The following is a 23,499-nucleotide window of genomic DNA, read 5'->3' as shown; positions in this document are numbered from 1 at the left end:
GCCACGGATAGTCCGGCACGTTTCGTCGGCCTCCCGGCGAGGAGTACGACGAAACGTGCCGGACTATCGCGTCAGAGCCGGGCGCGGCGCTCGATGAGGTGTGCCCGCTCGGCGAGGTTCGGGCACCGCCCGACGGCCTCGTCGTACGACGTCCGCGCCTCGTCGAGCCGCCCGGCCCGGGCCAGCAGCTCGGCCCGGGCCGCGGGGAGCCGGTGGCCGGGGAGGGCCCGGGCGTCGAGCGTGTCCAGCAGCGACAGCCCGGCCAGCGGCCCGTCCGCCTCGGCCACCGCGACCGCCCGGTTGAGCCGCACCACGGGGGACCCGGTCAGCTCCTCGAGCTCCGCGTAGCGCGCCGCGATCCGCGGCCAGTCGGTCGCCTCGGGGGTGGGGGCGATCGCGTGCTCGGCGGCGATCAGGGCCTGGAGGAGGTACGGCGCGGCCGGCGCCGTGGTGAGGGGCGTCAGCAGGTCCAGGGCCTCGGCCGCCTCGTCGTGGTGCCACCGGCCACGGTCCTGGTCGGGCAGCAGCACCAGCCGCCCGTCGCGCACCCGGGCGTCGCGCCGCGAGTGCTGGACCAGCATGAGCGCGAGCAGGGCGTCGAGCTCGGGGGCGCCCGCGAACGACGGCGGCAGCAGCGAGCGCAGCACCCGCACCAGGCGGATGGCCTCGGCGCCGATGTCGGCGCGCAGCACGTCCGGCCCCGAGCCGGGGGCGTAGCCGGTCGTGAACGCCAGGTAGGCCACGTCGGCGACCACGCCGACCCGGGACTCCAGCTCCGCGCCTGAGGGCACGACGAAGCGCTCCCCGGCCAGCCTCTTGCGGGCCCGGGTGAGGCGGGCTGCCATCGTCGGCGCGCTCACCAGGAACAGCCGGGCCACGTCCTCGGTCGGCACGCCCAGCACCATCCGGAGGGTGAGGGCGGCTGCGGAGGCCGTCGGGAGGGACGGGTGCGCGCAGAGCAGCACCAGCCGCAGCCGCTCGTCGCGCACCTGCTCGCCCGCATCGGCCATCACGCGCTGCGCCTCCTCCTGCAGGTCTGCCTCGACCACCAGCAGCGGCAGCTTGCGGGCGGCCACCGTCTCGCTGCGCAGCCGGTCGACGATGCGCCGCCGGGCCGTGGTCAGCAGCCATGCGGGCGGGTTGTCCGGGACCCCCGTCGACGACCAGGTCCGGGCCGCCGCCTCGAACGCGTCGGCCAGCCCGTCCTCGGCGAGGTCCAGGCGCCGGTACTGCGCGACGAGCAGGGCCAGCAGGCGGCCCCACTCCTCGCGCAGCGCGGCGGAGAGGGGGTCGGTCACGCGGTCCCGGAGTGGTCCACGGTGCCGCGGACCTCGACGGCTCCGTCGCCGGCGAGCAGGCCGCAGATCTGGAGCAGGTCGTCGAGGTCGTCGGTGTCGACGAGGTAGTAGCCGGTCAGCTGCTCCACCGTCTCGGCGTACGGACCCTCGGTGACGGTCACCGCGTCGAGGTCGCCGCGCACGACCCTCGCCTCGCGGGAGTGGGTGAGCTCGTTGCCGCCGACCACCTTGTGGCCGCGCTCGGCCAGCAGGCGGGCGAACTCACCGTGCCGGGCGTACATCTGCGCCTTCTGCTCCTCGGTGGCGGCCTCCCAGGCGCTCTCGTTGCCCGTCAGCAGCACGACGTACTCGGTCATGGTGTGTCCTCTCGATGGTTCGTGGATGAGTCTGACACCGAGATGACGGGCGAGGAGCGGACGGATCGACAGCCCCGGCGATATCCGTTGGTCGGACATGGGGCCGGCGGCCTAGCCTCGCGGGGTGACCCGGGTGCTGCTGACGACCTTCTGCCTGCTTCCCGACGGCGAGCCGGGCGGGCAGCTGCTCGACGACGCGCTGGCGGCCCGCGGCGTCGACGCCGCGTGGGTGTGCTGGGACGACGACTCCGTACGCTGGCAGGACGCCGACCTCGTCGCCGTCCGCGCCACGTGGGACTATCACCGCCGCTGCGCCGACTTCCTCGACTGGGCGGCCACGGTGGAGAAGCAGACCGCGCTCCTCAACGGCGCCGACGTCTTCACCTGGAACGCCGACAAGGCCTACCTGACCGGTCTCGCCGACCGCGTCCCCACCGTCCCGTCGCTGCTGGTCGGCGACTCCGACCTGCGCGGCGGCCTCCGGGCGGCCCTGGACCGCTGGGGCAGCGTCGTCATCAAGGCACGGACCGGCGCCAGCGGCGTCGGCGTCGTGGTCGCCGAGGCGACCGACGACCACCGCCTGTCCGGGCTCACCGCCGGCCCCTGGATCGCGCAGCCGCTCGTGGAGTCCGTGCGGACCGCCGGCGAGACATCGGTCTTCGTGCTCGGCGGCCGGCCGGTGTCCCAGGTCGACAAGCTGCCGGCCGCGGGGGAGATCCGGGTGCACGAGGAGTACGGCGGGGAGTCCCGTGCCGTGCCGCTGGCCGAGCGCCCTGCGGCCGTCGCCCTGCGGGCCGTCGAGGCGGCCGAGTCCCTGCTCGGGCGGACGCTCGACTACGCCCGCGTCGACCTGATGGAGCTCGACGGCGACCTCGTGGTCGGCGAGCTCGAGCTCATCGAGCCGGGCCTCTACCTCGACGTGCACCCCGGCAACGCCGAGGCCTTCGCCGACCTCGTGGTGACGCGGCTGTCACGCTGACGGCAGGGCGCGGGCCAGCTCGGCCACCACGTCGGCGGCGGTCGTCTCGCCGGTGAGCGCGGCGACGCCCTGGCCGGCGTACACGTGGGCGACCGAGAAGTCCTCCGCGGCCACCGCGGTCCGGAAGCGGGAGCGGGCGTCGTCGTCGATCCGGTCCTCGCGGCCGACCCATTCGTCGAAGAACGCGTTGGCCACCGCCCGGCCACCGAACTCGTCCGGCCAGGCGGCGCGCTGCACCCGGTCGAAGACCCGGCCGTAGCCGGTCCGCCCGGCGGCGAACAGCGCGGCCTTCGCGGCCGGCGTCCCGGCCGCCTCCACGCACCCGAGGAAGGCGGTGCCGACCCAGGCGCCGGCCGCACCGGCGGCGAGGACGGCCGCGACCCCGCGGTGGTTGAGGATCCCGCCCGCGGCGTAGACCGGGAGGGAGGTCTGCTCCAGCGCCAGCTGCAGCAGCGGGAGCGTGGCCATCGCGTCACGCCCGTGGCCACCGCCCTCGGCGCCACGCACCACCACGACGTCGACACCCGCAGCCGTGGCCTCCTCGAGGTCGGCGAGCGAGCCGACCTGGGTGGCGGTCAGGATCCCGGCGCTCCGCAGCCGCCGCACCGGCTCGGCGTACGGGCCGAAGCTGACCGAGACCAGCGCAGGCCGCAGCTCGAGCACGGCCTCCAGCTGCCCGGGGGCTTCCCCGAGTGCCCAGGCCAGCAGGCCCACGCCGTACGCCGTGCCGCCGGCGCCGGCGACCGCAGCCTCGCGGCGCACCCAGTCGTCGTCCGCGGTCGGCGGCACGCCCAGCATCCCGAGGGCGCCGGCGCGGCTCACGGCGTGCGCGAGGCGGCCGCCCCCGGGGCCGGCCATGGGGGCGCTGATGACCGGGACACGGGTGCGGAGCGCTGCGGGAGGCTGCATGTGCGACACGCTAGACCGGAACTGCGGCCCCGGCCTCCAACCTGTCGGGTCGCCGCTGCGTTGATGAGGGCATGAGCAGCACGAGGGGGACGCGTGGCCGGGAGTGACCGCGAGGGCTTCACGCGCTGGGCCCGTGACCGGCAGCTCGCGCTGCTGCGCACCGCCGTCCTGGTGACCGGCGACCACCAGCGCGCGGAGGACCTGGTCCAGGAGGCGCTCACCCAGGTGGCGCTGCGCTGGCGGCAGCTGCACGACGGCCACCCGGACGCCTACGCCCGCCAGGTCATCGTGCGCACCAACATCTCGTGGTGGCGGCGCCGGCGCCGCGAGGTGGTCTCCGACGACGCCGTGCAGCGGGGCGCGGCGTACTCCCACGAGCACCGCTCCGACAGCCGGCTCGCACTCGATCGCGCGCTGGCCGCGCTCACGCCCCGGCAGCGCTCGGTGATCGTGCTGCGCTACTACGAGGACCTCAGCGAGCGGGACACCGCCGAGACGCTCGGGGTCTCGACCGGCACCGTCAAGAGCCAGACCCACCTCGCCCTGCGCCGCCTGCGCGAGAGCTCGCCCCACCTCGCCGTGATGCTGGAGGACTACCGATGACCGACCAGGAGCTGCGGGACCTGCTCCACGAGCGGGTCGCCGACGTGACCGGGCGCGACCTCTCCGACGCCGCGTGGGGCCGGGCCACGCGGATCCGGCGCCGGCGTACCGCCGGGGTCGTGGCCGGGGCCGTGGCCGCCGTGGCGGTCGTCGCGGTGGCGGTCTCCGGGGGTCCTGGAGCCGACCGCTCCACGGGTCCGGGGCCGGCGACCCAGCGTCCCTCGCCGACCGCGAGCGTGCCCGCCTGGCCGGACGGCCCGGCCGGGACGAAGCCGGACGGCCACTACCGGGGCTGGCCGGTCTACTGGGGCCCGCTGGTGTCGCAGGAGGAGACGCTGCCCCGGGTCGACTCGCCGTTCCCGGAGGAGGTCGACCTCTCCGCCCCCGCTCCCGACCTCGCGGACGAGCCGATCACCTCGGCGCTGGCGGCGTACGCCCTGCTCGACGACGACGGCGGGACCCGGCTCCTGCTGCTGGCCCCGGACGGATCGCTGCGCAGCGTCGACACCTCGCGGGTGGCGCCGTACGACGACGGCGCCGGTGAGGACATCTCGGTGGGCCACGACTCGCTGCTCTCGCCCACGGGGGAGTACCTCGCCTTCCCGCAGGCCGGCCACGTGCTCGTGCTGACCCTGGCCACCGGCGAGTGGCGGTCGGTCGACACCGGCACGGCGCCGACCACCACGCTGCACTGGATGGGCGACACCGACCTGTGGCTGCCGCCGACGACCCAGGGTGGGGCCGGGCCGATGTTCTCCGCGCTCGACGGGAGACGCTCGGGGGCGACCAGCATCGCGGCCCCGGCGGGGCCGTTCGTCGGAGAGGCCGGGGCGTACGGCCGGTGGCGGATGGGGCCCGGCGGGATCGCGCAGAGCTGGGGCCGGATCGAGGGGCTGCCGGTGCCGCGCAACGAGATCACGCCCTCCCAGGCGCTCCTCGTCCAGGGTGACGCCCCGGCGAGGAACGCGATGCTGGTGCTCAGCGCGGCGTCCCTCTCCGGGGACCACCCGAGACCGGACCACTGCTGCTCCGTGGAGTTCTGGCTCGACGTTGAGACGGTGGTCTACGAGTCCCCGGCGCAACCCCGACGGCTGGTCGCGTGGCGGGTCGGCACCCATGACATGGGCCTGGTGACCTCGATCGTGGGCTTCGACCCCGACCGGGAGGTCCTGGTCTCCAGCTACGCCCGGATCTGGGACCGGTAGCAAGTGTTTGCACTCACCCACCCCGAGTGCTAAACATGTGACTGGCACTCTCGTCGCGAGAGTGCCACCACCGGACCGGGGAGTTGAGGTCTGCAGCGTCGGCGGGAAGGGTTCGCCGGGTCAGCCAGGCCGTCCGTCGCGGGCAACGATCCGGACCGTCCACGAACTCTTCAATGCGAAGGATCGCAGGAGTTATGCCGAAGCTGATTGCATTCGACGAGGAGGCCCGGCGCGGCCTCGAGCGTGGCATGAACACGCTCGCCGACGCCGTCAAGGTCACCCTGGGCCCCAAGGGCCGCAACGTCGTGCTCGAGAAGAAGTGGGGCGCCCCCACCATCACCAACGATGGTGTGAGCATCGCCAAGGAGATCGAGCTCGAGGACCCCTACGAGAAGATCGGCGCCGAGCTGGTCAAGGAGGTCGCCAAGAAGACCGACGACGTCGCCGGTGACGGCACGACGACCGCGACCGTCCTGGCCCAGGCCATGGTCCGCGAGGGTCTGCGCAACGTGGCCGCGGGTGCCAACCCGATGAGCCTCAAGCGCGGTATCGAGGCGGCCGTGTCCGCCGTGTCCGAGCAGCTGCTCGGCATGGCCAAGGATGTCGAGACCAAGGAGCAGATCGCTTCGACGGCCTCGATCTCCGCCGCTGACACCACCGTCGGCGAGATCATCGCCGAGGCGATGGACAAGGTCGGCAAGGAAGGCGTCATCACCGTCGAGGAGTCGAACACCTTCGGGCTCGACCTCGAGCTCACCGAGGGCATGCGCTTCGACAAGGGCTACATCTCGGCGTACTTCGTCACCGACCCGGAGCGCATGGAGACGGTCCTCGAGGACCCCTACATCCTCATCGCCAACTCCAAGGTCAGCTCGGTCAAGGACCTGCTGCCGCTGCTAGAGAAGGTCATGCAGTCCGGCAAGCCGCTGGTCATCATCGCCGAGGACGTCGACGGCGAGGCCCTGTCCACGCTGGTCGTCAACAAGATCCGCGGCACCTTCAAGTCCGTCGCCGTCAAGGCTCCGGGCTTCGGTGACCGCCGCAAGGCCATGCTGCAGGACATCGCGATCCTGACCGGTGGCCAGGTCATCTCCGAGGAGGTCGGCCTCAAGCTGGAGAACGCCGGGCTCGAGCTGCTCGGCCAGGCCCGCAAGGTCGTCATCACCAAGGACGAGACCACCATCGTCGAGGGCTCGGGCGACGCCGACCAGATCGCCGGTCGCGTCAACCAGATCCGTGCCGAGATCGAGAAGTCGGACTCCGACTACGACCGCGAGAAGCTGCAGGAGCGCCTGGCCAAGCTGGCCGGCGGTGTTGCGGTCATCAAGGTCGGCGCGGCCACCGAGGTCGAGCTCAAGGAGCGCAAGCACCGCATCGAGGACGCCGTCCGCAACGCGAAGGCGGCCGTCGAGGAGGGCATCGTCGCCGGCGGTGGCGTGGCGCTCGTCCAGGCCTCGGCCGAGGCGTTCGCCAAGCTCGAGCTCGAGGGTGACGAGGCCACGGGTGCGCAGATCGTGCGCTTCGCGACCGAGGCCCCGCTCAAGCAGATCGCGATCAACGCCGGCCTCGAGGGCGGCGTCGTGGCGGAGAAGGTGCGCAACCTGACCCCGGGCCACGGCCTGAACGCGGCCACCGGCGAGTACGTCGACATGATCGCCGAGGGCATCATCGACCCCGCCAAGGTGACCCGGTCGGCGCTGCAGAACGCCGCCTCCATCGCGGCGCTGTTCCTCACCACCGAGGCCGTCGTGGCCGACAAGCCGGAGAAGGCCGCCCCCATGGGCGGCGACCCGACCGGTGGCATGGGCGGCATGGACTTCTGATCGACCGCGCCACAGCGACACCAGCAGGGCCCCGGTCTTCGGACCGGGGCCCTGTGCCATTTCCTGGCCCGTGGCGGAGTCACCGGTGCACCGGTGACTCCTGACGTTCTCAGCCGGTGCAACGGCTGAGAACGTCAGGAACTGGCTGAGCGCTGTGGCTCGACGGGCCCGTGTGGTTGGCAGCAGCGGTCGTGCCCGCGCCGGGGAATGAGCGCCAGGCGGTCGGCAGCCAGGTGCCCGGCCCGGGGTGACCGCGTCCGAAAATGCCGCTCCCGTCCAGCGCGGACCGAGGGGCACCGCGGGCGATGACCAACGGCACTGGAGAGCCACGCGGGACGGACGGAGGGTGGGCGCAGGGCCCCTGCTCCGGGGTCACGGAGGTGGCCAGCATGAGCATTCACCACACGGCTCTCACCGCCGGGCACTACATCGACTGGGGCGTCATCAGCATCAGCGTCACCAACCTCTCGATCATCCTCGCGATGGTCGTCGTCTTCGTCCTCGCGATCGTGCTGCCGTTCCCGCACACGCGTCCCGACGACGAGGTCGATCGCCGGGACCCGTCGTGACCACCCAGCAGCCAGCCGTGCCCGCGGGCTCGGCCAGGGCCGGCAGCTGGACGGCGTGGCTGCGGACCAGGGTCGCCGGCCTGGCCCCGCCCGGGCAGGCCCTGCCGGACCGGCAGCCGGCGTACGTCGCGTCCTGGATCTACGTCTTCGGGGTGCTGACCCTGGCTGCCCTGGTGGTCGTCGTCGGCACCGGCCTGGCGCTGGCGGTCGGCGGCTCCGCCTGGTGGCACACGTCCTCGCTCGGCCACTTCGTGAACTCCATGCACCTGTGGAGCGTCGAGCTGTTCTTCGCCGTGATGGTGATCCACCTCTGGGGCAAGTTCTGGATGGCGGCCTGGCGCGGCAAGCGAGGCCTGACCTGGATGACGGGAGTGGTGGCCTTCGTGGCGTCGATCGGGACCGCGTTCACCGGCTACCTGTCCCAGTCGAACTTCGACTCCCAGTGGATCAGCGGCGAGGCCAAGGACGGCATCAACTCGATCGGTGCCGGTGCCTGGTTCAACGTCCTGAACCCCGGCCAGATGCTGCTCTGGCACGTGGTCCTGCTGCCGCTGGTCGTGGGACTGATCGCGGTCTGGCACGTCATCCTCGTCCGCCGGCACGGGGTCGTTCCGCCGCTGGACGCCGGGCTCCCCGAGAAGGCCGGTGAGTGAGATGGCCACGATGACGCACCCGCGCCAGCGTCGCGGCGCCCGCCCCACGGCCGACTCGCACGACTTCCCGACGCGTCGCTACGACCTCGTCAAGGAGTTCGTCATCGCGCTCGGGGTGATCGCCCTGCTGACCACGGTGCTCGCGGCGGTCTTCTCCTCCCCGGACGAGAAGGCCATCACGATGAAGGCCTGGTCCGAGGCGGCCCCCGCCGACGTGGTGGCTACGGCGGCCGGGGAGCTCGCGGGCACCACGACCAGTGCCACGTACGGAGCGCCCTACAACCACGCCGGCGAGGGCCAGAAGGTGCTCGGGGTCCCGCTGCAGAAGTGGGGCGGGGTCCGGATCCCCGTGAATTCGCAGGACCTCGTCCTGCAGCCCCTCTCCGACGCCGTCGTGGCCCCCGTGGTCACCCGCGCCCTGGCCGAGTGGCGGTCGGCGTCGCCGAGCCAGCAGACCGCGTGGGCGACGGCGTACGCCGACGCGCTGGCCACCGCCCCGGGCGGTGACCCGACCCGGGTGGCCGCGGGAGACTACGGCCCGGTGCCGATCCTGTCGCTGAGCCTGCTGGCGCTGGCCAGGTCGGGCGGCCTGGAGGGCAGCCTGACCGCCTCCGGCAACTTCTACGGGGGCGACCAGACGCGGTCGGTGCTACTGCTCTCCGACGGCGCCTACCTGGAGGACCGCGCGGTCGCGCAGCACCTCGGCGGTGACCAGTGGGGGATGATGAACGAGACGGGCGACTACCCCGGACAACCGTGGATGTGGCTCTACACGTTCTGGTACCAGGTCAAGCCGTTCTCCACCTCGGCCGACGCCGACGCCCAGGTCTGGGCCCTGATGATGGTGCTGACCCTGGGGCTCCTGCTGCTGCCCTTCATCCCCGGCCTGCGCTCGATCCCGCGCTGGGTCCCGGTGTACCGGGTGATCTGGCGCGACTGGTACCGGACCCACCCGCGGGAGTGAAGCCACGACGGGTCGACGCCATCCGCGTGTGAACCTGCGACGGGTCGACGCCATCCGCGTGTGAACCTGCGACGGGTCGACGTGGTCAACGCCGGCGAGGGGCCGGTCGGTGCCGTGTGTGAGGGTGGTGAGGTGGACTCGGAGACCCGTCGCCGGCAGTTCGAAGCGATCGCGCCCACGCTGATCGAGCCGCTGCGCCGCTTCCTGGCCCGACGCACCGACCCGGCCACGGTCGACGACGTCCTGTCCGAGACGTTGCTCGTGTGCTGGCGCCGCCTCGAGGAGCTGCCCGCCGAGCCGCTCCCGTGGGCGTACGCCGTGGCTCGCAACTGCCTCGCCAACGCCGAGCGGGGCGACCGTCGGCAACGGCGGGTGGCCGCGAAGATCTCCGTCGTCGACCCGCCGCCCCGCAGCACGTCCGGCCCGGAACGCGACGACGGGACGCTCGACGAGGCCCTGGCCGCCCTGCGGCCCGAGGAGGCCGAGCTGCTGCGTCTGTGGGCGTGGGAGCAGCTCGCCCCCCGCGAGATCGCCGAGGTCCTCGGCACCACCCCGAACGCCGTGAGCATCCGGTTGCACCGGGCCCGGCAGAAGCTGCGGGACCAGCTGCGAAAGACCGCGGCCGCTGCCGGACATGAGGAGTCGAGAGAGAGGAGGGAGCCGTGAGCGACCACGACGCCGGCACCGGCTGGGACGACGACCCCGAGCTGCGGGACCGGTTGCGGGACCGGTTGCGCGCCGCCGACCCGGCCTCCTCCCTGCCACCGGCCGACCCGGCGTGGGTCGCCCGACTCCTGGAGGACACCATGAGCAACCCCACCGACACCGAGGTCGCCACTGAGTCCCGGGCGACCGGCACCCGCGGTCGCGGACCGCTGACCTGGCTGGTGGCCGCCGCGGCGGTCCTGCTCATCGCCGGCGTCGGGTTCTTCGGCCTGGTCAACCGCGGCGCCGACGAGGTCCCCACGGCCGGGGACTCGCCGACCGTCACCGAGCTCCAGGCGCCGACCGAGGCGGCCTACCTTGCGCGCTGCCCGGTCCCGACCGCCGCACTCCTCTCGCGGCAGACCTTCGCCTTCGACGGGACCGTGCGCTCGATCGCGGACGGCGTGGTCACCCTGGTGCCGCGCCACTTCTACGCCGGCGACCCCACCGACCTGGTCACGGTCACCGCCCCGCAGTCCCGGCTGCAGGCGCTGGTCGAGGCGGTGCAGTTCGAGGACGGCGGGCGCTACCTCGTCTCCGCCGCCGACGGTCGGGTGACCGTCTGCGGCTTCAGCGCGGAGTACTCGCCCCGGCTGGCCGGCGTCTACGCGCAGGCCTTCCCGGCAGGCGCCTGATGATCCGGGGGGTTCTCCTCGCCGCGGGAGCGGGACGCCGGATGGGCGGCCCGAAGGCCCTGCTCCGGGACGAGGAGGGCCGGCCCTGGCTGCTCCGCGGGGTCGAGGCGCTGCGCGAGGGCGGCTGCGAGGAGGTCACCGTCGTGCTGGGGGCCGCCGCCGACGAGGCGATCACGCTGCTCGACGGGGCCGGGGTCGACGTCGTGCTCGCCCCGGACTGGGCCGAGGGGATGGGCGCCTCCCTGCGGGCCGGCCTCGGCTCGCTGGGCGACGACACGGAGGTCGCGGTCGTCACGCTGGTCGACCTGGTCGACGTCGGCCCGGACGTCGTACGCCGGGTGGTCGCCGCCGAGGCCGGCCCGACGACGCTGGCGCGGGCGTCGTACGCCGGCGTCCCCGGTCACCCGGTCCTCCTCGGCCGGGACCACTGGGCGGGGGTGCTGGCGGCGGCCACCGGTGACCGTGGCGCCCGCGACTACCTCGCCGGGCGGGACGTGGCGCTCGTCGCGTGTGAGGACCTGGCGAGCGGGCAGGATCGGGACACGCCCTGAGGGGGGAGGAACGCATACCCCAATCGGGCCATCCCTCGGGTGGTCACATCCCCCGATTGGGGTAGACCGGGCAGTTCGTCCCCCAAGTGGGTGACTTCTGGGGGAGATGAAGCCCCCCATTTGTGGGAAGGATGCTGCATCTCCCACGGGCTAGCCCATACCCTCTTTGGATGATTTTCCGCCCCCGAACCCCCGTTGTCGGAACGGTGTGTGCCCTGCTCGCCACCCTTCTCGGCATCTCTCTCGCCCCTGTCCTCACCACCTCCGCCACGGCCGCCGGCGGCGGCCAGGCCCGGGTCGGCAGCTTCAACATCAACGCCTCCCGCTCCACCGCCGTGTTCAAGAACGCGGTCCGCCACTTCCGCCAGTCGGTCGACGTGGCCGGCCTCCAGGAAGTCACCAGCAAGGAGAAGACGGCCTTCCTGCACTCGATGCGCGGCTGGGCCGCCTACGGCCCCGACGAGCTGCACGCGAACCCCATCATCTGGCGCAAGAGCGTGTTCAAGGGAATCTCCGGCCACGGCGTCAAGATCGCGTCCGCCCGCAACGTCGGCAACGAGAAGCCCGGCGCCCCGGCGCACCGGACGCCCCAGTACGCCACCGTCGCCCGTCTCCAGAACCGTGCCACCGGGGTGAAGATCTCCGTCATCAACGTCCACCTGGTCGCCGGCGCGGTCAACGGCGGCCGCTGCGTCAAGGACGCGCCGCGCCTGTGCGAGCTCTACAAGGACTCCGTGGCCGGCCTGCGCCGCGCGGCGGCGCAGGAGCGCTCCTGGGCCAACGGTCGCGTCTACGTGATCGGCGACATGAACGACAACTACCCCGCCGACAAGCGCCACAAGCGTCGCCCGCTGGCCTTCGCCCAGCTGCGCAGCGCGAGCCTGGTCGCGCACTGGGAGCGTCGCCGCGAGATCCTGCCGTCGCGGGGCTCGGGCACGCGCGGTGGTGCCTACCTCGACCAGATCTGGGCCCGCCGGAAGCCGGCCAGGATCGACGTCGACCGCTCCATCAACGTCTCCGACCACTACCCGATCGTCGCGGTCTACGACGTGCGGGCCACCGCGTAGGAGGGGCACACCACCCAACCTCCGGCCAACAGGGCGCGAAGTAGCCTCGGGACATGGAGCTCGAGTCTGCGCGCGACGTCGCCACCCGCCTCGGTGAGACGGGATACCTGTGCGACGAGTCGCTGGCGACGGTGACCTTCCTCTCGCTGCGGATGCAGCGGCCGCTGCTGCTGGAGGGCGAGCCGGGCACGGGCAAGACCGCGTTGGCCGAGGCCATCGCGCAGAGCCTGGACCTGCCGCTCGTCCGGCTGCAGTGCTACGAGGGGATCGACGCGACCCAGGCGCTCTACGACTGGGACTTCCCGCGCCAGATCCTGCACCTGCGGGCCCTCGAGGCAGCGGGCGGGACCAAGGGTGAGCAGAGTGTCGAGGAGGCCGAGAAGAGCCTGTACGACGCCCGCTTCCTCCTGGCCCGCCCGGTGCTGGCCGCGCTGCAGGGGAGCCCCGCCGTGCTCCTGGTCGACGAGGTGGACCGTGCCGACGACGAGTTCGAGGCGTTCCTGCTCGAGGTGCTGTCGACCTACCAGGTGACGATCCCCGAGCTCGGCACGGTCAAGGCGGCGACCCCGCCGATCGTCGTCCTCACGTCGAACCGGACCCGCGAGCTGCACGACGCCCTCAAGCGTCGCTGCCTCTACCACTGGATCGAGCACCCGGGCCTCGAGCGTGAGGTGGAGATCGTGCGGTCGCGGGCGCCCGAGGTGTCGGCGGCGCTGGGTCGCCAGGTGGTCACCCTGGTCCAGCAGCTGCGGGCCCGTGACGACCTGCAGAAGCCGCCGGGTGTCGCCGAGACGCTCGACTGGGCCCGCGCACTGCACCACCTCGGCACCACCGAGCTGGACCTGGCCACCGCCTCGGCGACGCTCGGCGCACTGGTGAAGTACCGCGAGGACGCGGACCGGGTCCGCCAGGCTCTCGACCAGATGCTGCGGGCATGAGCGTCCCGGGCGTCGAGGCGCCGACCAGGCACGGACCCGACGAGGTCCTGCTCGGCTTCACCCGGGCGCTGCGCGCCGCCGGTGTCCCGGTCACCCAGGACCGCACCCACGGCTACCTCGCCGCGGTGGCATTGCTCGGTCTCGACGACCAGCGGGCGACGTACCTCGCGGGACGGGCGACCCTGTGCGCGGGCCCGGACGACCTCGAGCGCTACGACAAGGTCTTCGAGGCCTGGTTCAACGCCCGCGACGGGCTGCCGCGCTCGAGGCCCGCCCAGCCGACCGCTCCCAGCTTCTCCGAGCTCCCCGCCCAGGACGCCGAGGGCGCGGGGGAGTCCGACGACGAGGTGGTCCGGGCGATGGCCAGCGACACCGAGGTGCTGCGGCACCGCGACGTCGCCGGCATGTCGCCGGCCGAGCGGGCCCGGCTGGCCGGCATGTTCGCGACGATCCGGCTCCGCCCGCCGGTGCGGCGTACCGCGCGGCACCAGGCGTGGCACCGCGGCGAGGTGGACGCCTCCCGGACGCTGCGGGCCAGTCTCCGACGCCTCGGCGAGCCCGCCGAGATCGAGTGGCGCCGGCGCGGCGTCCGCCCGCGTCGTGTGGTGCTGCTGGTGGACGTGTCCGGGTCGATGAGCGGGTACGCCGACCCGCTGCTGCGCCTCGCGCACCGCTTCACCCAGGCGGCCCGCGAGCGGGGCGGGGTCGTGGAGACCTTCACCGTCGGCACCCGGCTGACCCACCTGACCCGGGCGCTGCGGCTGCGCGACCCCGAGCGCGCGCTGGTCGCGGCCGGGGAGACGGTGCCGGACTGGTCCGGCGGCACCCGGCTGGGGGAGACGCTGCGGTTCTTCCTCGACCGGTGGGGGCAGCGGGGCATGGCGCGCGGCGCCGTCGTCGTGGTGTTCAGCGACGGCTGGGAGCGCGGCGACCCGGCGCTGCTCGGTGAGCAGATGCGGCGGCTGCAGCGCATCGCACACCGCGTGGTCTGGGTGAACCCGCACCGCGGCAAGGCCGGCTACGAGCCGGTGCAGCAGGGGGTCCTCGCCGCGCTGCCCCACTGTGACGACTTCATCGCCGGCCACTCGCTGGCGACGTACGCCGAGCTGGCGGAGGTGGTGTCCCGTGCGTGACGTGTTGCCCGAGCTGATGGAGTGGTGGCGGGCCGGTGAGACGGTCGGTGTCGGCACCGTGGTGGCGACCTTCCAGTCGGCGCCGCGCCCGGCCGGCGCCTCCATGCTGGTCGGCCCCGACGAGACGGCGGTCGGGTCGGTCTCCGGCGGCTGCGTCGAGGGCGCGGTCTACGAGCTGGCCCAGTCGGTCGTCGGGTCCGGCGTGCCCGTCCTGGAGCGGTACGGCGTCTCCGACGACGACGCGTTCGCCGTGGGGCTGACCTGCGGCGGGATCCTGGACGTGTACGTCGAGAAGGTGAACCGCGAGACCTTCCCCGAGCTCGAGGAGATCGCCGAGGACATCGAGGCGGGCCGCCCGGTGGCCCTGGCCACGGTCATCGAGCACCCCGACCCCGCGTGGCTCGGCCGGCGCCTCGTCGTACGCCCCGATCCCGACGGGGTGGTCCGGCACGATCTGGGCGACCCGGAGGGGACCGAGGCACCAGAACGTGCCGGACTATCCCCCCGGAGCGGGTCCCTGGGCTCCCCGCGAGCCGACGACGCGGTGCACGACGACGCACTGGGGCTGCTGGCGGCCGGGCACAACGCGACGTTGACCTACGGGCCGGACGGGGAGCGGCGCGGCGAGGGGATGCGGGTCTTCGTGTGGGCGTTCGCCCCCAAGCCGCGGATGCTGGTCTTCGGCGCCATCGACTTCGCCGCGGCGGTGGCCCGGGTGGGCAGCTTCCTCGGCTACCACGTCACCGTGTGCGACGCGCGGCCCGTGTTCGCGACCAACAGCCGGTTCCCGGAGGCCGACGAGGTGGTCGTCGACTGGCCGCACCGCTACCTCGCCGCCGAGCGGGACGCCGGCCGGGTCGACGGGCGGACGGTCCTCGCGGTGCTCACCCACGACCCGAAGTTCGACGTGCCGCTGCTCGAGGTGGCGCTGCGCCTCCCCGAGGTCGCGTACGTCGGGGCGATGGGCTCCCGGCGCACCCACGACGACCGGATGGCGCGGCTGCGCGAGGCGGGCCTGACCGAGGAGGAGCTGTCCCGGCTCTCGTCGCCGATCGGGCTGGACCTCGGCGCGCGCACCCCCGAGGAGACCGCGATCAGCATCGCCGCCGAGATCATCGCCGGCCGCTGGGGCGGGTCCGGCGAGCGGCTCGCCAGCACCGCGGGCCGGATCCACCGCGAGCACACCCCCCTGCTGGGGGCGAGCGCGGACCTGTCGAGCACGGGCCCGGCACCGTCGTCCTGATCCCGACCCGGCCCGGCCGGGTCGGCGGCACCGACCGAGGAGGAACGCATGCACGGTACGTCGCTGAGCGCGCTCGTGGAGGAGAAGCTGGCGGAGGCGCGCGAGCACCACAGCGGCCGCAGCGCCACGACGGTGCACGGGGGGCAGGAGCACACGCTGCGCCAGACCCTGATCGCGCTCGCCGAGGGCCACGGCCTGAACGAGCACGAGAGCCCGGCCGAGGCGACCCTGCACGTGCTCCGGGGCCGGGTGCGGCTCTCGACCGCCGACGACACCTGGGAGGGCGGAGAGTCCGACTTCCTGGTGATCCCGCCCGAGCGGCACGACCTCGCCGCGCTGACCGACTGCGCGGTGCTGCTCACGGTCTCGCTGCACCCGGGAGGCTGAGGCCGGGACGCCGAGGCCGGAACGCTGAGGCCGGAACGCTGAGGCCGGAACGCTGAGGCCGGAAGGCTGTGACCGGCGTCACCGCGGCGGTGCTACCTTGACCGCGGAGTCCGACAGCGGGGGTGTCCCATGGCGCGCAGTGAGCTGCACTCACGCAGGGTCGAGGCCGTGCGTGCCTGGACCACGTTCGTCGAGCGCGGTGACGGCGCCTCCGACCTGGTGCGGCCCGAGATCCTGAGCAGCTGGGCGCGCTCGGAGGCCGCGATCTCGCCGGACGTCACGCACGCCCCGCTCGCCGACGAGGGCGAGACCGCCGAGCTCTGGCGCGGCTCCCCGCTGCAGACCGCGGTGCAGCGGGTCGAGGCCGAGCTGCGGCGTACCGCCGAGGATGGCGACCTGGTGGTCGCGGTGACCGACGCCGAGACCCGGATCCTGTGGACCTACGGCGGTCGGGTGATGCGCCGCAAGGCCGAGACCGTGAACTTCGTGCCGGGCGGCCGCTGGGACGACGAGAGCGTCGGCACCAACGCGCTCGACCTCGCCAACCGGCTGGCCACCCCGGCGATGGTCTTCAGCGCCGAGCACTACGCACCCATCGTCCACAACTGGGTCTGCTGGGCCGCCCCGGTCCACGACCCGGTCACCGGGCGGCAGCTGGGCGTCATCGACCTCTCCACCACCTGGGACCGCACCCACCCCATCGGGCTGGCCACGGCCCGGGTGCTCGCGCGGCTGATCGAGACCGCCATGCCGCGTTCCTCGCGAGGAGCGGCCGGCGGGGAGGACGACCAGGACGAGCCGGGCCTGGTGATGAACCTGCTCGGCAGCGTCGAGACCCGGCTGGACGGCCAGCGGCTGCTGCTCAACCGGCGCCAGACCGAGGTGCTCGCCCTGCTGGCCATGCACCCGGAGGGGCTCTCGCTCGAGCACCTCCACGCGCTCGTCTACGGCGACCAGGCGGTCACCCTGTCCACGCTCAAGGCCGAGGTCAGCCACCTGCGCTCGGCGCTCGGCGGCCAGCTCTCCTCCCGCCCCTACCGGCTGATGATGCCGGTCTCCACCGACGTCGACCACGTGCTGGGGCTGCTGCGCGCCGGCCACGTGGGCGCCGCCGTGGAGGCGTACGGCGGCGACCTCCTGCCCGGCACCAACTCCCCGGCCCTCGGCGAGCTCGCCGAGTACGTCGCCGTCGCGGTCCGCGAGGCGCTGCTGGCCGACCCGGAGCCGGACGCGGTCGTCCGCTACAGCGAGCTGGCGCCGTACGACTCCGAGGTGCTCGAGGTGTGCCTGGCGCGCCTCGCCGGCCGCCCGCACCCCGCCGTCCCGCTGCTCAAGGGGCGCCTCGCGGTCGCTCGCGGCTGAGCGCGAGAACGGGACTTTAGCCCCAACCTTTCCCCAACCGGTCGGACCTAGCGTGAGGCGCGTCACAGCACCACCTCGACCCCAGGGAGTCGTCCATGGTTCGGATCAGCCTCACCGTCGACGGATCGTCGGTCTCCGACGACGTCGAGCCCCGCATGCTCCTCGTGCAGTACCTGCGCGAACGACTCGGGAAGACCGGCACCGTCATCGGGTGCGACACCAGCAACTGCGGCGCCTGCACGGTGCACCTCGACGGGACCAGCGTGAAGTCCTGCAACGTGCTCGCGGTGCAGGCCGACGGTGGTGAGGTGACCACGATCGAGGGGCTGGCCAGCGACGGCCAGCTGCACCCGGTCCAGGAGGCGTTCCGGGAGTGCCACGGCCTCCAGTGCGGCTTCTGCACCCCGGGCATGATCATGCAGAGCGTCGCGCTGCTGAAGGACAACCCCAAGCCCACCGAGGAGGAGATCCGGCTCGGGCTCGAGGGCAACCTGTGCCGCTGCACGGGCTACCACAACATCGTCCGGGCCGTGCAGCACGCGTCCGGCCAGGGTGAGGGGGTGACCGCATGACCGCCACCCAGGAGCGTCCCGCCGAGGCCAAGGAGATCGGTCGCGACCGGCGGCGCAAGGAGGACCAGCGCCTGATCACCGGCCGCACCCGCTGGACCGACAACATCCAGCTGCCGGGGATGCTGCACATGGCGATGGTCCGCAGCCCGTTCGCCCACGCGCGGATCACCGGCATCGACGCCAGCGCCGCCCAGGCCGCCACGAATGTGGTCGCCGTGCTCACCGGCGCCGACCTCGGCGAGTCCCAGGGCGCCTGCATCAACGCCTGGGCGATCACGACCGACCAGGTCACCCCGGCCCACCTGCCGATGCCCTCGGACCGGGTCACCTTCGCCGGCGAGATCGTCGCCGTGGTGGTCGCGCGCAGCGCCGCGGAGGCCCGCGACGCCGCCGAGCTCGTCGACGTGTCGTACGACGAGCTGCCGGCCGCGCTCGACCTCAAGGAGGCAGCCGAGGACACTGTGCTCGCCCACCCCGACCTCGGCACCAACAAGTCGGCGTTCTGGAAGTTCGACTCGGCCGAGGCCGGCACCGGCGGCAACGTCGACGAGGCCATCGAGAAGGCCCGCACCGACGGCGTCCTGATCGAGCGGGAGTACCGCCAGCAGCGGCTCATCCCCGCGTTCATGGAGCCGCGCTCGGTCGTGGTCGACCCGACCGGAGAGCAGATCACCATGTGGTCGGCCACCCAGATCCCGCACATCCTCCGCTTCGCCCTCGCGGCCACCACCGGGGTGCCCGAGTCGAAGATCCGGGTCATCGCCCCCGACGTCGGTGGCGGCTTCGGCGGCAAGCTCCAGCAGACCCCGGAGGAGATGATCGCGTTCGCGGTGGCCCGCCGCCTGGGCAAGCCGGTGAAGTACACCGAGACCCGCTCGGAGTCCCTGGTGAGCGGCCACCACGGCCGCGACCAGTGGCAGCGGCTGACGCTCGCGGCCACCAAGGACGGCACGGTCACCGGTTTGAAGGTCGACCTGCTGGCCGACCTCGGCTCCTACGTCGCCATCGTCGGCGGCGGGGTGCCGGTGCTGGGCGCGTTCATGTTCAACTCGATCTACAAGTTCCCCGCCTACCAGTTCAACTGCCAGACGGTCTTCACCAACAAGACCTGGACCGACGCCTACCGCGGGGCCGGCCGACCGGAGGCGACGTACGCCATCGAGCGCCTGATGAGCGAGCTCGCCGCCGAGGTGGGCCTGGACCCGCTCGAGGTCCGCGAGAAGAACTGGATCAAGCACGAGGAGTTCCCGTTCACCACGGTGGCCGGCCTGGAGTACGACTCCGGCAACTACGAGGCCGCCACCGCCAAGGCCAAGGAGATGTTCGGGTACGACGAGCTGCGGGCCGAGCAGCAGCGGCGCCGCGACTCCGGCGACACCGTGCAGCTCGGCATCGGCATCTCGACCTTCACCGAGATGTGCGGGCTGGCTCCCTCGCGGGTGCTCGGCTCGCTCAACTACGGCGCCGGCGGCTGGGAGCACGCGAGCGTGCGGATGCTGGCCACCGGCAAGGTCGAGGTCGTCACCGGGGCGTCCGCCCACGGGCAGGGGCACGAGACGGCGTTCAGCCAGATCGTGGCCGACCGCCTCGGCGTGGCGTTCGACGACGTCGAGATCCTGCACGGCGACACCCAGATCTCCCACAAGGGCCTCGACACCTACGGCTCGCGCTCGCTGGTCGTCGGCGGCGAGGCGCTGGTCCGGGCGGCCGACAAGGTCATCGAGAAGGCCCGGCCGATCGCGGCCCACCTGCTCGAGGCCTCGGTCGACGACCTCGAGTTCACAGGTGGTCGCTTCTCGGTCAAGGGCACCGACCAGGGGATGGGGATCGGGGAGATCGCGACCGCGGTCTTCGCGGCCCACAACCTCCCCGACGGCATCGAGCCGTCCATCGACTCCGAGGCCACCTACGACCCCGTCAACTTCAACTTCCCGCACGGCACCCACCTGTGCGCGATGGAGGTCGACACCGAGACCGGGGCGCTGAAGATGCGCAAGTACGTCTGCGTCGACGACATCGGGAACATCATCAACCCGCTGATCGTCTCCGGGCAGGTGCACGGCGGCTTGGTCCAGGGCATCGCGCAGGCGCTCTGGGAGGAGGCGGTGTACGACGACTCCGGCACCCTGGTGACCGGCTCGTTCGTGGACTACCTGCTGCCGACCGCGGCCGACACGATCAGCTTCGACATCGACCACACCACCTCGCCGTCGACCACCAACTCGCTCGGCACCAAGGGGGTCGGCGAGGCGGGGACGATCGCCTCGACGCCCGCGGTCGTGAACGCGGTGGTCGACGCCGTACGCCACCTCGGGGTCGACGACGTCCAGATGCCGTGCACGCCCGAGCGGGTGTGGAAGGCCATCAACGGTCCGGGCGCGGGGGGCGCCACCGAGGGCGCCGCGATGCCTCACTTCGACCAGTCCGAACCCGGTCAGGACAGCACGGAAGGAGCGGGCCAGTGATCCCCGCACAGTTCGACTACATCGCCCCCACCTCCGTGGAGGAGGCGCTGGCCGCGCTCGCCGAGCACGGGGACGACGCCAAGATCCTGGCCGGCGGGCAGAGCCTGCTGCCCGTGCTGCGGATGCGTCTCAACGCGCCCGAGGTGGTGATCGACCTCGGTCGGATCGACTCGCTGCGGGGTGTCCGCGACGACGGCGACGCCATCGTCATCGGGGCGATGACCCAGCACTCGGTGGTCGGGTCCGACCCGCTCGTCGCCGAGCACGCCGCACTGATCAGCAAGGCCGTGGAGCACCTCGCCGACGCCCAGATCCGGCACCGGGGCACCTTCGGTGGCGCCCTGGCCCACGCGGACCCGGCCGGCGACCTGGGCGCGCCCACGCTCGCGCTGGGCGCGCAGTTCGTGATCGCCGGCTCCGGCGGGTCCCGCACGGTGGCGGCCGACGACTTCTTCGTCGACCTCTTCGAGACCGCCATCGGCGAGGACGAGATCCTCACCGAGGTGCGGATCCCGAAGCACACCGGCTGGGGAGCGCACTACGAGAAGTTCGTGCGGGTGGCCCACCAGTGGCCGATCGTCGCGGTCGCCGCCGCGGTGAAGGTCGACGGCGGCACCATCACCGAGGCCCGGGTGGGGCTGACGAACATGGGCTCCACCCCGCTGCGGGCCCGCGCCGTGGAGGAGGCCCTGGCTGGTCAGCCGGCCACCGACGAGGCGGTCCGCTCGGCGGCCGCCCGGGCCGCGGAGGGCGCCAACCCGCCCTCGGACCTCAACGGCGACGCGGACTACCGCCGGCACCTCGCCACCGTGCTGACCCGCCGCGCGGTGCTCGCGGCCGCGGGAGGCTGAGCGCGTGGATCTCCAGCATCGCTTCACCGTCCCGACCGGGGTCGAGGAGACCTGGGCGCACTTCCAGGACATCGCGTCCGTGGCCGAGTGCTTCCCGGGCGCCACGGTCACCTCGGTCGAGTCCGACTCGTTCGCCGGCTCCGTGAAGGTCAAGCTCGGGCCGATCGCGCTGGTCTACAACGGGTCGGGCACCTTCCTGGAGAAGGACGAGGCGGCGCACCGGTTCGTGGTCGAGGCCAAGGGCAAGGACAAGCGGGGCAACGGCACGGCCGGGGCGACCGTCACCCTGACCATGGCCGAGGCCGACGGCGGTGCCGCCACCGACGTCGACGTGCTCACCGACCTGTCGATCACCGGCAAGCCGGCGCAGTTCGGCCGCGGGGTCATGCAGGACGTCTCGGACAAGCTGCTCGGCCAGTTCGTCGCCTGCCTGGAGTCCAGGCTGGGCGGCGGGCCGGTGGGTGGCGAGGCGCCCGCCGCGGCGACTGCGCCCGAGGCAGCTCCCGAGGCAGCTCCCGAGGCAACGCAGCCGCCCGCACCGGCCGAGGCCGGGGCGCCGGCTCCCGAGGGCGCGGCCGCGCCGGCGGCACCCGCGGCCGCCGTACCACCCCGTCCCGCGCCGGCCGCCCAGCCGGCCCGGCACATGGCCCAGGACGACGCCCTCGACCTCGGGGCGGCCGTGCTCCCGGTACTGGTGAAGTCCTACTGGAAGCAGGGCGTGGCCGCGCTCGCGGTGCTGACGCTCCTGTGGTGGGTGCTGCGGCGGCGCGGCTGACGCAGCCGTGCGGCTGAGGGTGCGCCCAGGCGCACTCCCAGCCGCACGACCCGTCGGGTCAGGCCGGCACGGTCTCCTCGACGGGTGTCGCCGGCCGGACGCCGTTGACCTCGGGCGGGAGCTGCGGCTCGAGCCGGACGATGGCGAGCGCACCCACGGCGAGCGAGCCCACCACCAGGATGCCGACGTAGACCGAACCGAGGTGGTGGCCGACCAGCACCCCCGAGATCGGCGGCGCGATGATCGCCGCCAGCTGGAAGGCCGCGGAGCTGAGCGCGTTGTAGCGGCCGCGCAGGTGGTCGGGCGCGAGGTCGTTGACCAGCGCCGGGATGGTGGGCTGGAGCAGCGTCTCGCCGAGCGCGAACACCGACGCGCAGCCGGCGACCAGCATGGTCGCGCCCAGGGTGCCCGGGACCAGGCCCGAGGCGCCGAGCAGCACCCAGGACACCGCCCAGAGCACGCCCATCACCCCGATCACGCGGGTGCGGCGGTGGCCCTCGATCCGCTGGAGCACCACGAGCTGCAGCAGCACGATCACCACGGTGTTCGCGGCGAAGGCGATGCCGAGGCCCTGGGTCGAGACCTCGCCGACCGCGCGCGCGAACGCGGGCATGCCGGCGTTGAGCTGGGAGTAGCCCACGAACGACGACACGAAGCCGAGCAGCATCACCGAGGCCACCGCGGGCCGCTTCAGCAGTGCGAGGTAGCCGACGCCCGCGTCCTCGTGGGACTCGTCGTGGACCGGGCGCCCGGCGACGTGGCGCAGCGGCACCAGCAGCAGGAACAGGCCCGGCAGGTAGCTCACCGCGTCGGCGAGGTAGATCGTCTGGAACGTCTCCAGGCGGTCGACGTCGAGGAACGCGCCGCCGATGATGCCGCCGATCCCGATGCCGAGGTTGAGCAGCGTGAAGCTCACGCCGAAGTAGCGCTGCCGCAGCTCGGTGGGGACGGCCGCGGCGATGAAGCTCTGCGAGGCCGGCCAGGAGACGCCGAAGGCGACTCCCGACAGGGTCAGCGCGGCGCCCGCGGCCCACGGGGTGTCGGCGAAGGCGAGCAGCACGTCGCCGGCGATCAGCAGCAGCAGGGTCGAGGTGAGGATGCGGCGCGCCCCGAGCCGGTCGATGAGGGTGCCGCCGGGGCCGACCACGAGGAAGCCCACCAGCGGCGGGACCCCGAGCAGCAGCCCGACGTCGCTGAGCGGGAAGCCGCGCACCTCGTGCAGGTAGACGACGTGGAAGGGCAGCACCAGCCCGGTGCCGAGGAACTCGAACACCACCACGGAGAGCAGCAGCTTGCCCTCGCGGGGCAGGTCGTGCCAGAACGAGGCGAGGCTGGGGCGCGGGGCGGTCGACGTGCTCATCGCGGAGGAGTCTCGCAGTCGCCACCGACACCCGGCACGCGGTTTTCCGACGGCGGCGTCGCGGGACCTAGTTCCCTGTGCGGCGGCGCCGGCGGG

Annotated in this window: 24 protein-coding genes; 20 read left to right on the top strand and 4 right to left on the bottom strand. The window is 73.1% G+C overall.

The features are described 5' to 3' along the window. Window positions 1-71: 71 nt before the first annotated feature. Together ACFO9I_RS21760 and ACFO9I_RS21755 are read right to left on the bottom strand one after the other, a co-directional pair. On the bottom strand, window positions 72-1,298 hold the full coding sequence (locus tag ACFO9I_RS21760) for an RNA polymerase sigma factor (protein WP_379184754.1): 1,227 nt from the start codon (window positions 1,296-1,298) through the stop codon (window positions 72-74). Beyond that, a complete protein-coding gene (locus ACFO9I_RS21755) occupies window positions 1,295-1,654 on the bottom strand; it encodes a YciI family protein (protein WP_379184752.1) in 360 nt (119 codons plus the stop codon). The genes ACFO9I_RS21760 and ACFO9I_RS21755 overlap by 4 nt, the downstream gene beginning before the upstream one ends. A gap of 124 nt (window positions 1,655-1,778) precedes the next feature. Here ACFO9I_RS21755 and ACFO9I_RS21750 point away from each other — a divergent pair, with 124 nt between their 5' ends. Further along, window positions 1,779-2,633 carry an ATP-grasp domain-containing protein gene (locus ACFO9I_RS21750; RefSeq protein WP_379184750.1) on the top strand — a complete coding sequence of 285 codons (855 nt, stop codon included), beginning with the start codon at window positions 1,779-1,781 and terminating at the stop codon, window positions 2,631-2,633. Here ACFO9I_RS21750 and ACFO9I_RS21745 read toward each other — a convergent pair. Next, complete coding sequence (locus tag ACFO9I_RS21745) at window positions 2,625-3,542, bottom strand: NAD(P)H-dependent flavin oxidoreductase (RefSeq protein WP_379184748.1); 918 nt, start codon at window positions 3,540-3,542, stop codon at window positions 2,625-2,627. The two genes, ACFO9I_RS21750 and ACFO9I_RS21745, sit on opposite strands and share 9 nt — an antisense overlap. A 93-nt stretch (window positions 3,543-3,635) precedes the next feature. Here ACFO9I_RS21745 and ACFO9I_RS21740 point away from each other — a divergent pair, with 93 nt between their 5' ends. From ACFO9I_RS21740 to ACFO9I_RS21650, 19 genes are all read left to right on the top strand, one after another. Further along, entirely contained in the window at window positions 3,636-4,145 is a 510-nt protein-coding gene (locus ACFO9I_RS21740) for a SigE family RNA polymerase sigma factor (protein ID WP_379184746.1), read from the top strand. Continuing rightward, window positions 4,142-5,350 (top strand): hypothetical protein, encoded by a 1,209-nt coding sequence (locus ACFO9I_RS21735; RefSeq protein WP_379184744.1) that lies wholly within the window; start codon window positions 4,142-4,144, stop codon window positions 5,348-5,350. Before ACFO9I_RS21740 ends, ACFO9I_RS21735 begins: the two co-directional genes overlap by 4 nt. 194 nt (window positions 5,351-5,544) lie before the next feature. Then, a complete protein-coding gene (groL, locus tag ACFO9I_RS21730; protein WP_379184742.1) occupies window positions 5,545-7,173 on the top strand; it encodes a chaperonin GroEL in 1,629 nt (542 codons plus the stop codon). 389 nt (window positions 7,174-7,562) lie between these two features. After that, entirely contained in the window at window positions 7,563-7,742 is a 180-nt protein-coding gene (locus ACFO9I_RS21725; RefSeq protein ID WP_379184740.1) for a hypothetical protein, read from the top strand. Next, window positions 7,739-8,395, top strand: a complete 657-nt coding sequence (locus tag ACFO9I_RS21720) for a cytochrome b N-terminal domain-containing protein (protein WP_379184738.1) — start codon at window positions 7,739-7,741, stop codon at window positions 8,393-8,395. The genes ACFO9I_RS21725 and ACFO9I_RS21720 overlap by 4 nt, the downstream gene beginning before the upstream one ends. Next, window positions 8,388-9,359, top strand: coding sequence for a hypothetical protein (locus ACFO9I_RS21715; RefSeq protein WP_379184736.1), 972 nt, complete (start codon window positions 8,388-8,390; stop codon window positions 9,357-9,359). Before ACFO9I_RS21720 ends, ACFO9I_RS21715 begins: the two co-directional genes overlap by 8 nt. A 132-nt stretch (window positions 9,360-9,491) precedes the next feature. Then, entirely contained in the window at window positions 9,492-10,025 is a 534-nt protein-coding gene (locus ACFO9I_RS21710) for an RNA polymerase sigma factor (protein ID WP_379184734.1), read from the top strand. Beyond that, window positions 10,022-10,699 (top strand): hypothetical protein, encoded by a 678-nt coding sequence (locus ACFO9I_RS21705; protein WP_379184732.1) that lies wholly within the window; start codon window positions 10,022-10,024, stop codon window positions 10,697-10,699. The genes ACFO9I_RS21710 and ACFO9I_RS21705 overlap by 4 nt, the downstream gene beginning before the upstream one ends. Further along, window positions 10,699-11,250: a nucleotidyltransferase family protein gene (locus tag ACFO9I_RS21700; RefSeq protein ID WP_379184730.1), complete on the top strand. Its 552-nt coding sequence runs from the start codon at window positions 10,699-10,701 to the stop codon at window positions 11,248-11,250. Before ACFO9I_RS21705 ends, ACFO9I_RS21700 begins: the two co-directional genes overlap by 1 nt. Window positions 11,251-11,420: 170 nt before the next feature. Continuing rightward, entirely contained in the window at window positions 11,421-12,317 is an 897-nt protein-coding gene (locus tag ACFO9I_RS21695) for an endonuclease/exonuclease/phosphatase family protein (RefSeq protein ID WP_379184728.1), read from the top strand. Window positions 12,318-12,370: 53 nt separating this feature from the next. Beyond that, a complete protein-coding gene (locus ACFO9I_RS21690; protein WP_379184726.1) occupies window positions 12,371-13,255 on the top strand; it encodes an AAA family ATPase in 885 nt (294 codons plus the stop codon). Continuing rightward, window positions 13,252-14,388, top strand: coding sequence for a vWA domain-containing protein (locus tag ACFO9I_RS21685; protein WP_379184724.1), 1,137 nt, complete (start codon window positions 13,252-13,254; stop codon window positions 14,386-14,388). The genes ACFO9I_RS21690 and ACFO9I_RS21685 overlap by 4 nt, the downstream gene beginning before the upstream one ends. Beyond that, window positions 14,381-15,631 carry an XdhC family protein gene (locus tag ACFO9I_RS21680; RefSeq protein WP_379184722.1) on the top strand — a complete coding sequence of 417 codons (1,251 nt, stop codon included), beginning with the start codon at window positions 14,381-14,383 and terminating at the stop codon, window positions 15,629-15,631. The genes ACFO9I_RS21685 and ACFO9I_RS21680 overlap by 8 nt, the downstream gene beginning before the upstream one ends. Window positions 15,632-15,679: 48 nt before the next feature. Then, the gene (locus ACFO9I_RS21675) at window positions 15,680-16,018 is read left to right on the top strand and encodes a cupin domain-containing protein (RefSeq protein ID WP_379184720.1); all 339 of its coding nucleotides are present in this window, start codon (window positions 15,680-15,682) and stop codon (window positions 16,016-16,018) included. 129 nt (window positions 16,019-16,147) lie between these two features. Further along, complete coding sequence (locus ACFO9I_RS21670; protein WP_379184718.1) at window positions 16,148-17,380, top strand: transcriptional regulator; 1,233 nt, start codon at window positions 16,148-16,150, stop codon at window positions 17,378-17,380. 95 nt (window positions 17,381-17,475) lie between these two features. Further along, window positions 17,476-17,952: a (2Fe-2S)-binding protein gene (locus ACFO9I_RS21665; protein ID WP_379184716.1), complete on the top strand. Its 477-nt coding sequence runs from the start codon at window positions 17,476-17,478 to the stop codon at window positions 17,950-17,952. Further along, a complete protein-coding gene (locus tag ACFO9I_RS21660) occupies window positions 17,949-20,417 on the top strand; it encodes a xanthine dehydrogenase family protein molybdopterin-binding subunit (protein ID WP_379184714.1) in 2,469 nt (822 codons plus the stop codon). The genes ACFO9I_RS21665 and ACFO9I_RS21660 overlap by 4 nt, the downstream gene beginning before the upstream one ends. Beyond that, entirely contained in the window at window positions 20,414-21,268 is an 855-nt protein-coding gene (locus tag ACFO9I_RS21655) for an FAD binding domain-containing protein (RefSeq protein WP_379184712.1), read from the top strand. The genes ACFO9I_RS21660 and ACFO9I_RS21655 overlap by 4 nt, the downstream gene beginning before the upstream one ends. Before the next feature lie 4 nt (window positions 21,269-21,272). Then, window positions 21,273-22,043, top strand: a complete 771-nt coding sequence (locus ACFO9I_RS21650; RefSeq protein WP_379184710.1) for an SRPBCC family protein — start codon at window positions 21,273-21,275, stop codon at window positions 22,041-22,043. A 58-nt stretch (window positions 22,044-22,101) separates the two neighbouring features. Here the strand turns inward: ACFO9I_RS21650 and ACFO9I_RS21645 are convergent, their stop codons facing one another. Then, complete coding sequence (locus tag ACFO9I_RS21645) at window positions 22,102-23,403, bottom strand: MFS transporter (RefSeq protein WP_379184708.1); 1,302 nt, start codon at window positions 23,401-23,403, stop codon at window positions 22,102-22,104. Window positions 23,404-23,499: the final 96 nt, after the last annotated feature.

This window comes from Nocardioides sp. GCM10023255, assembly GCF_042653125.1.
GTDB lineage: Bacteria > Actinomycetota > Actinomycetes > Propionibacteriales > Nocardioidaceae > Nocardioides.
Note: the sequence above shows the minus strand (reverse complement) of the source record. Positions and strands in the feature narration are given on the sequence as shown.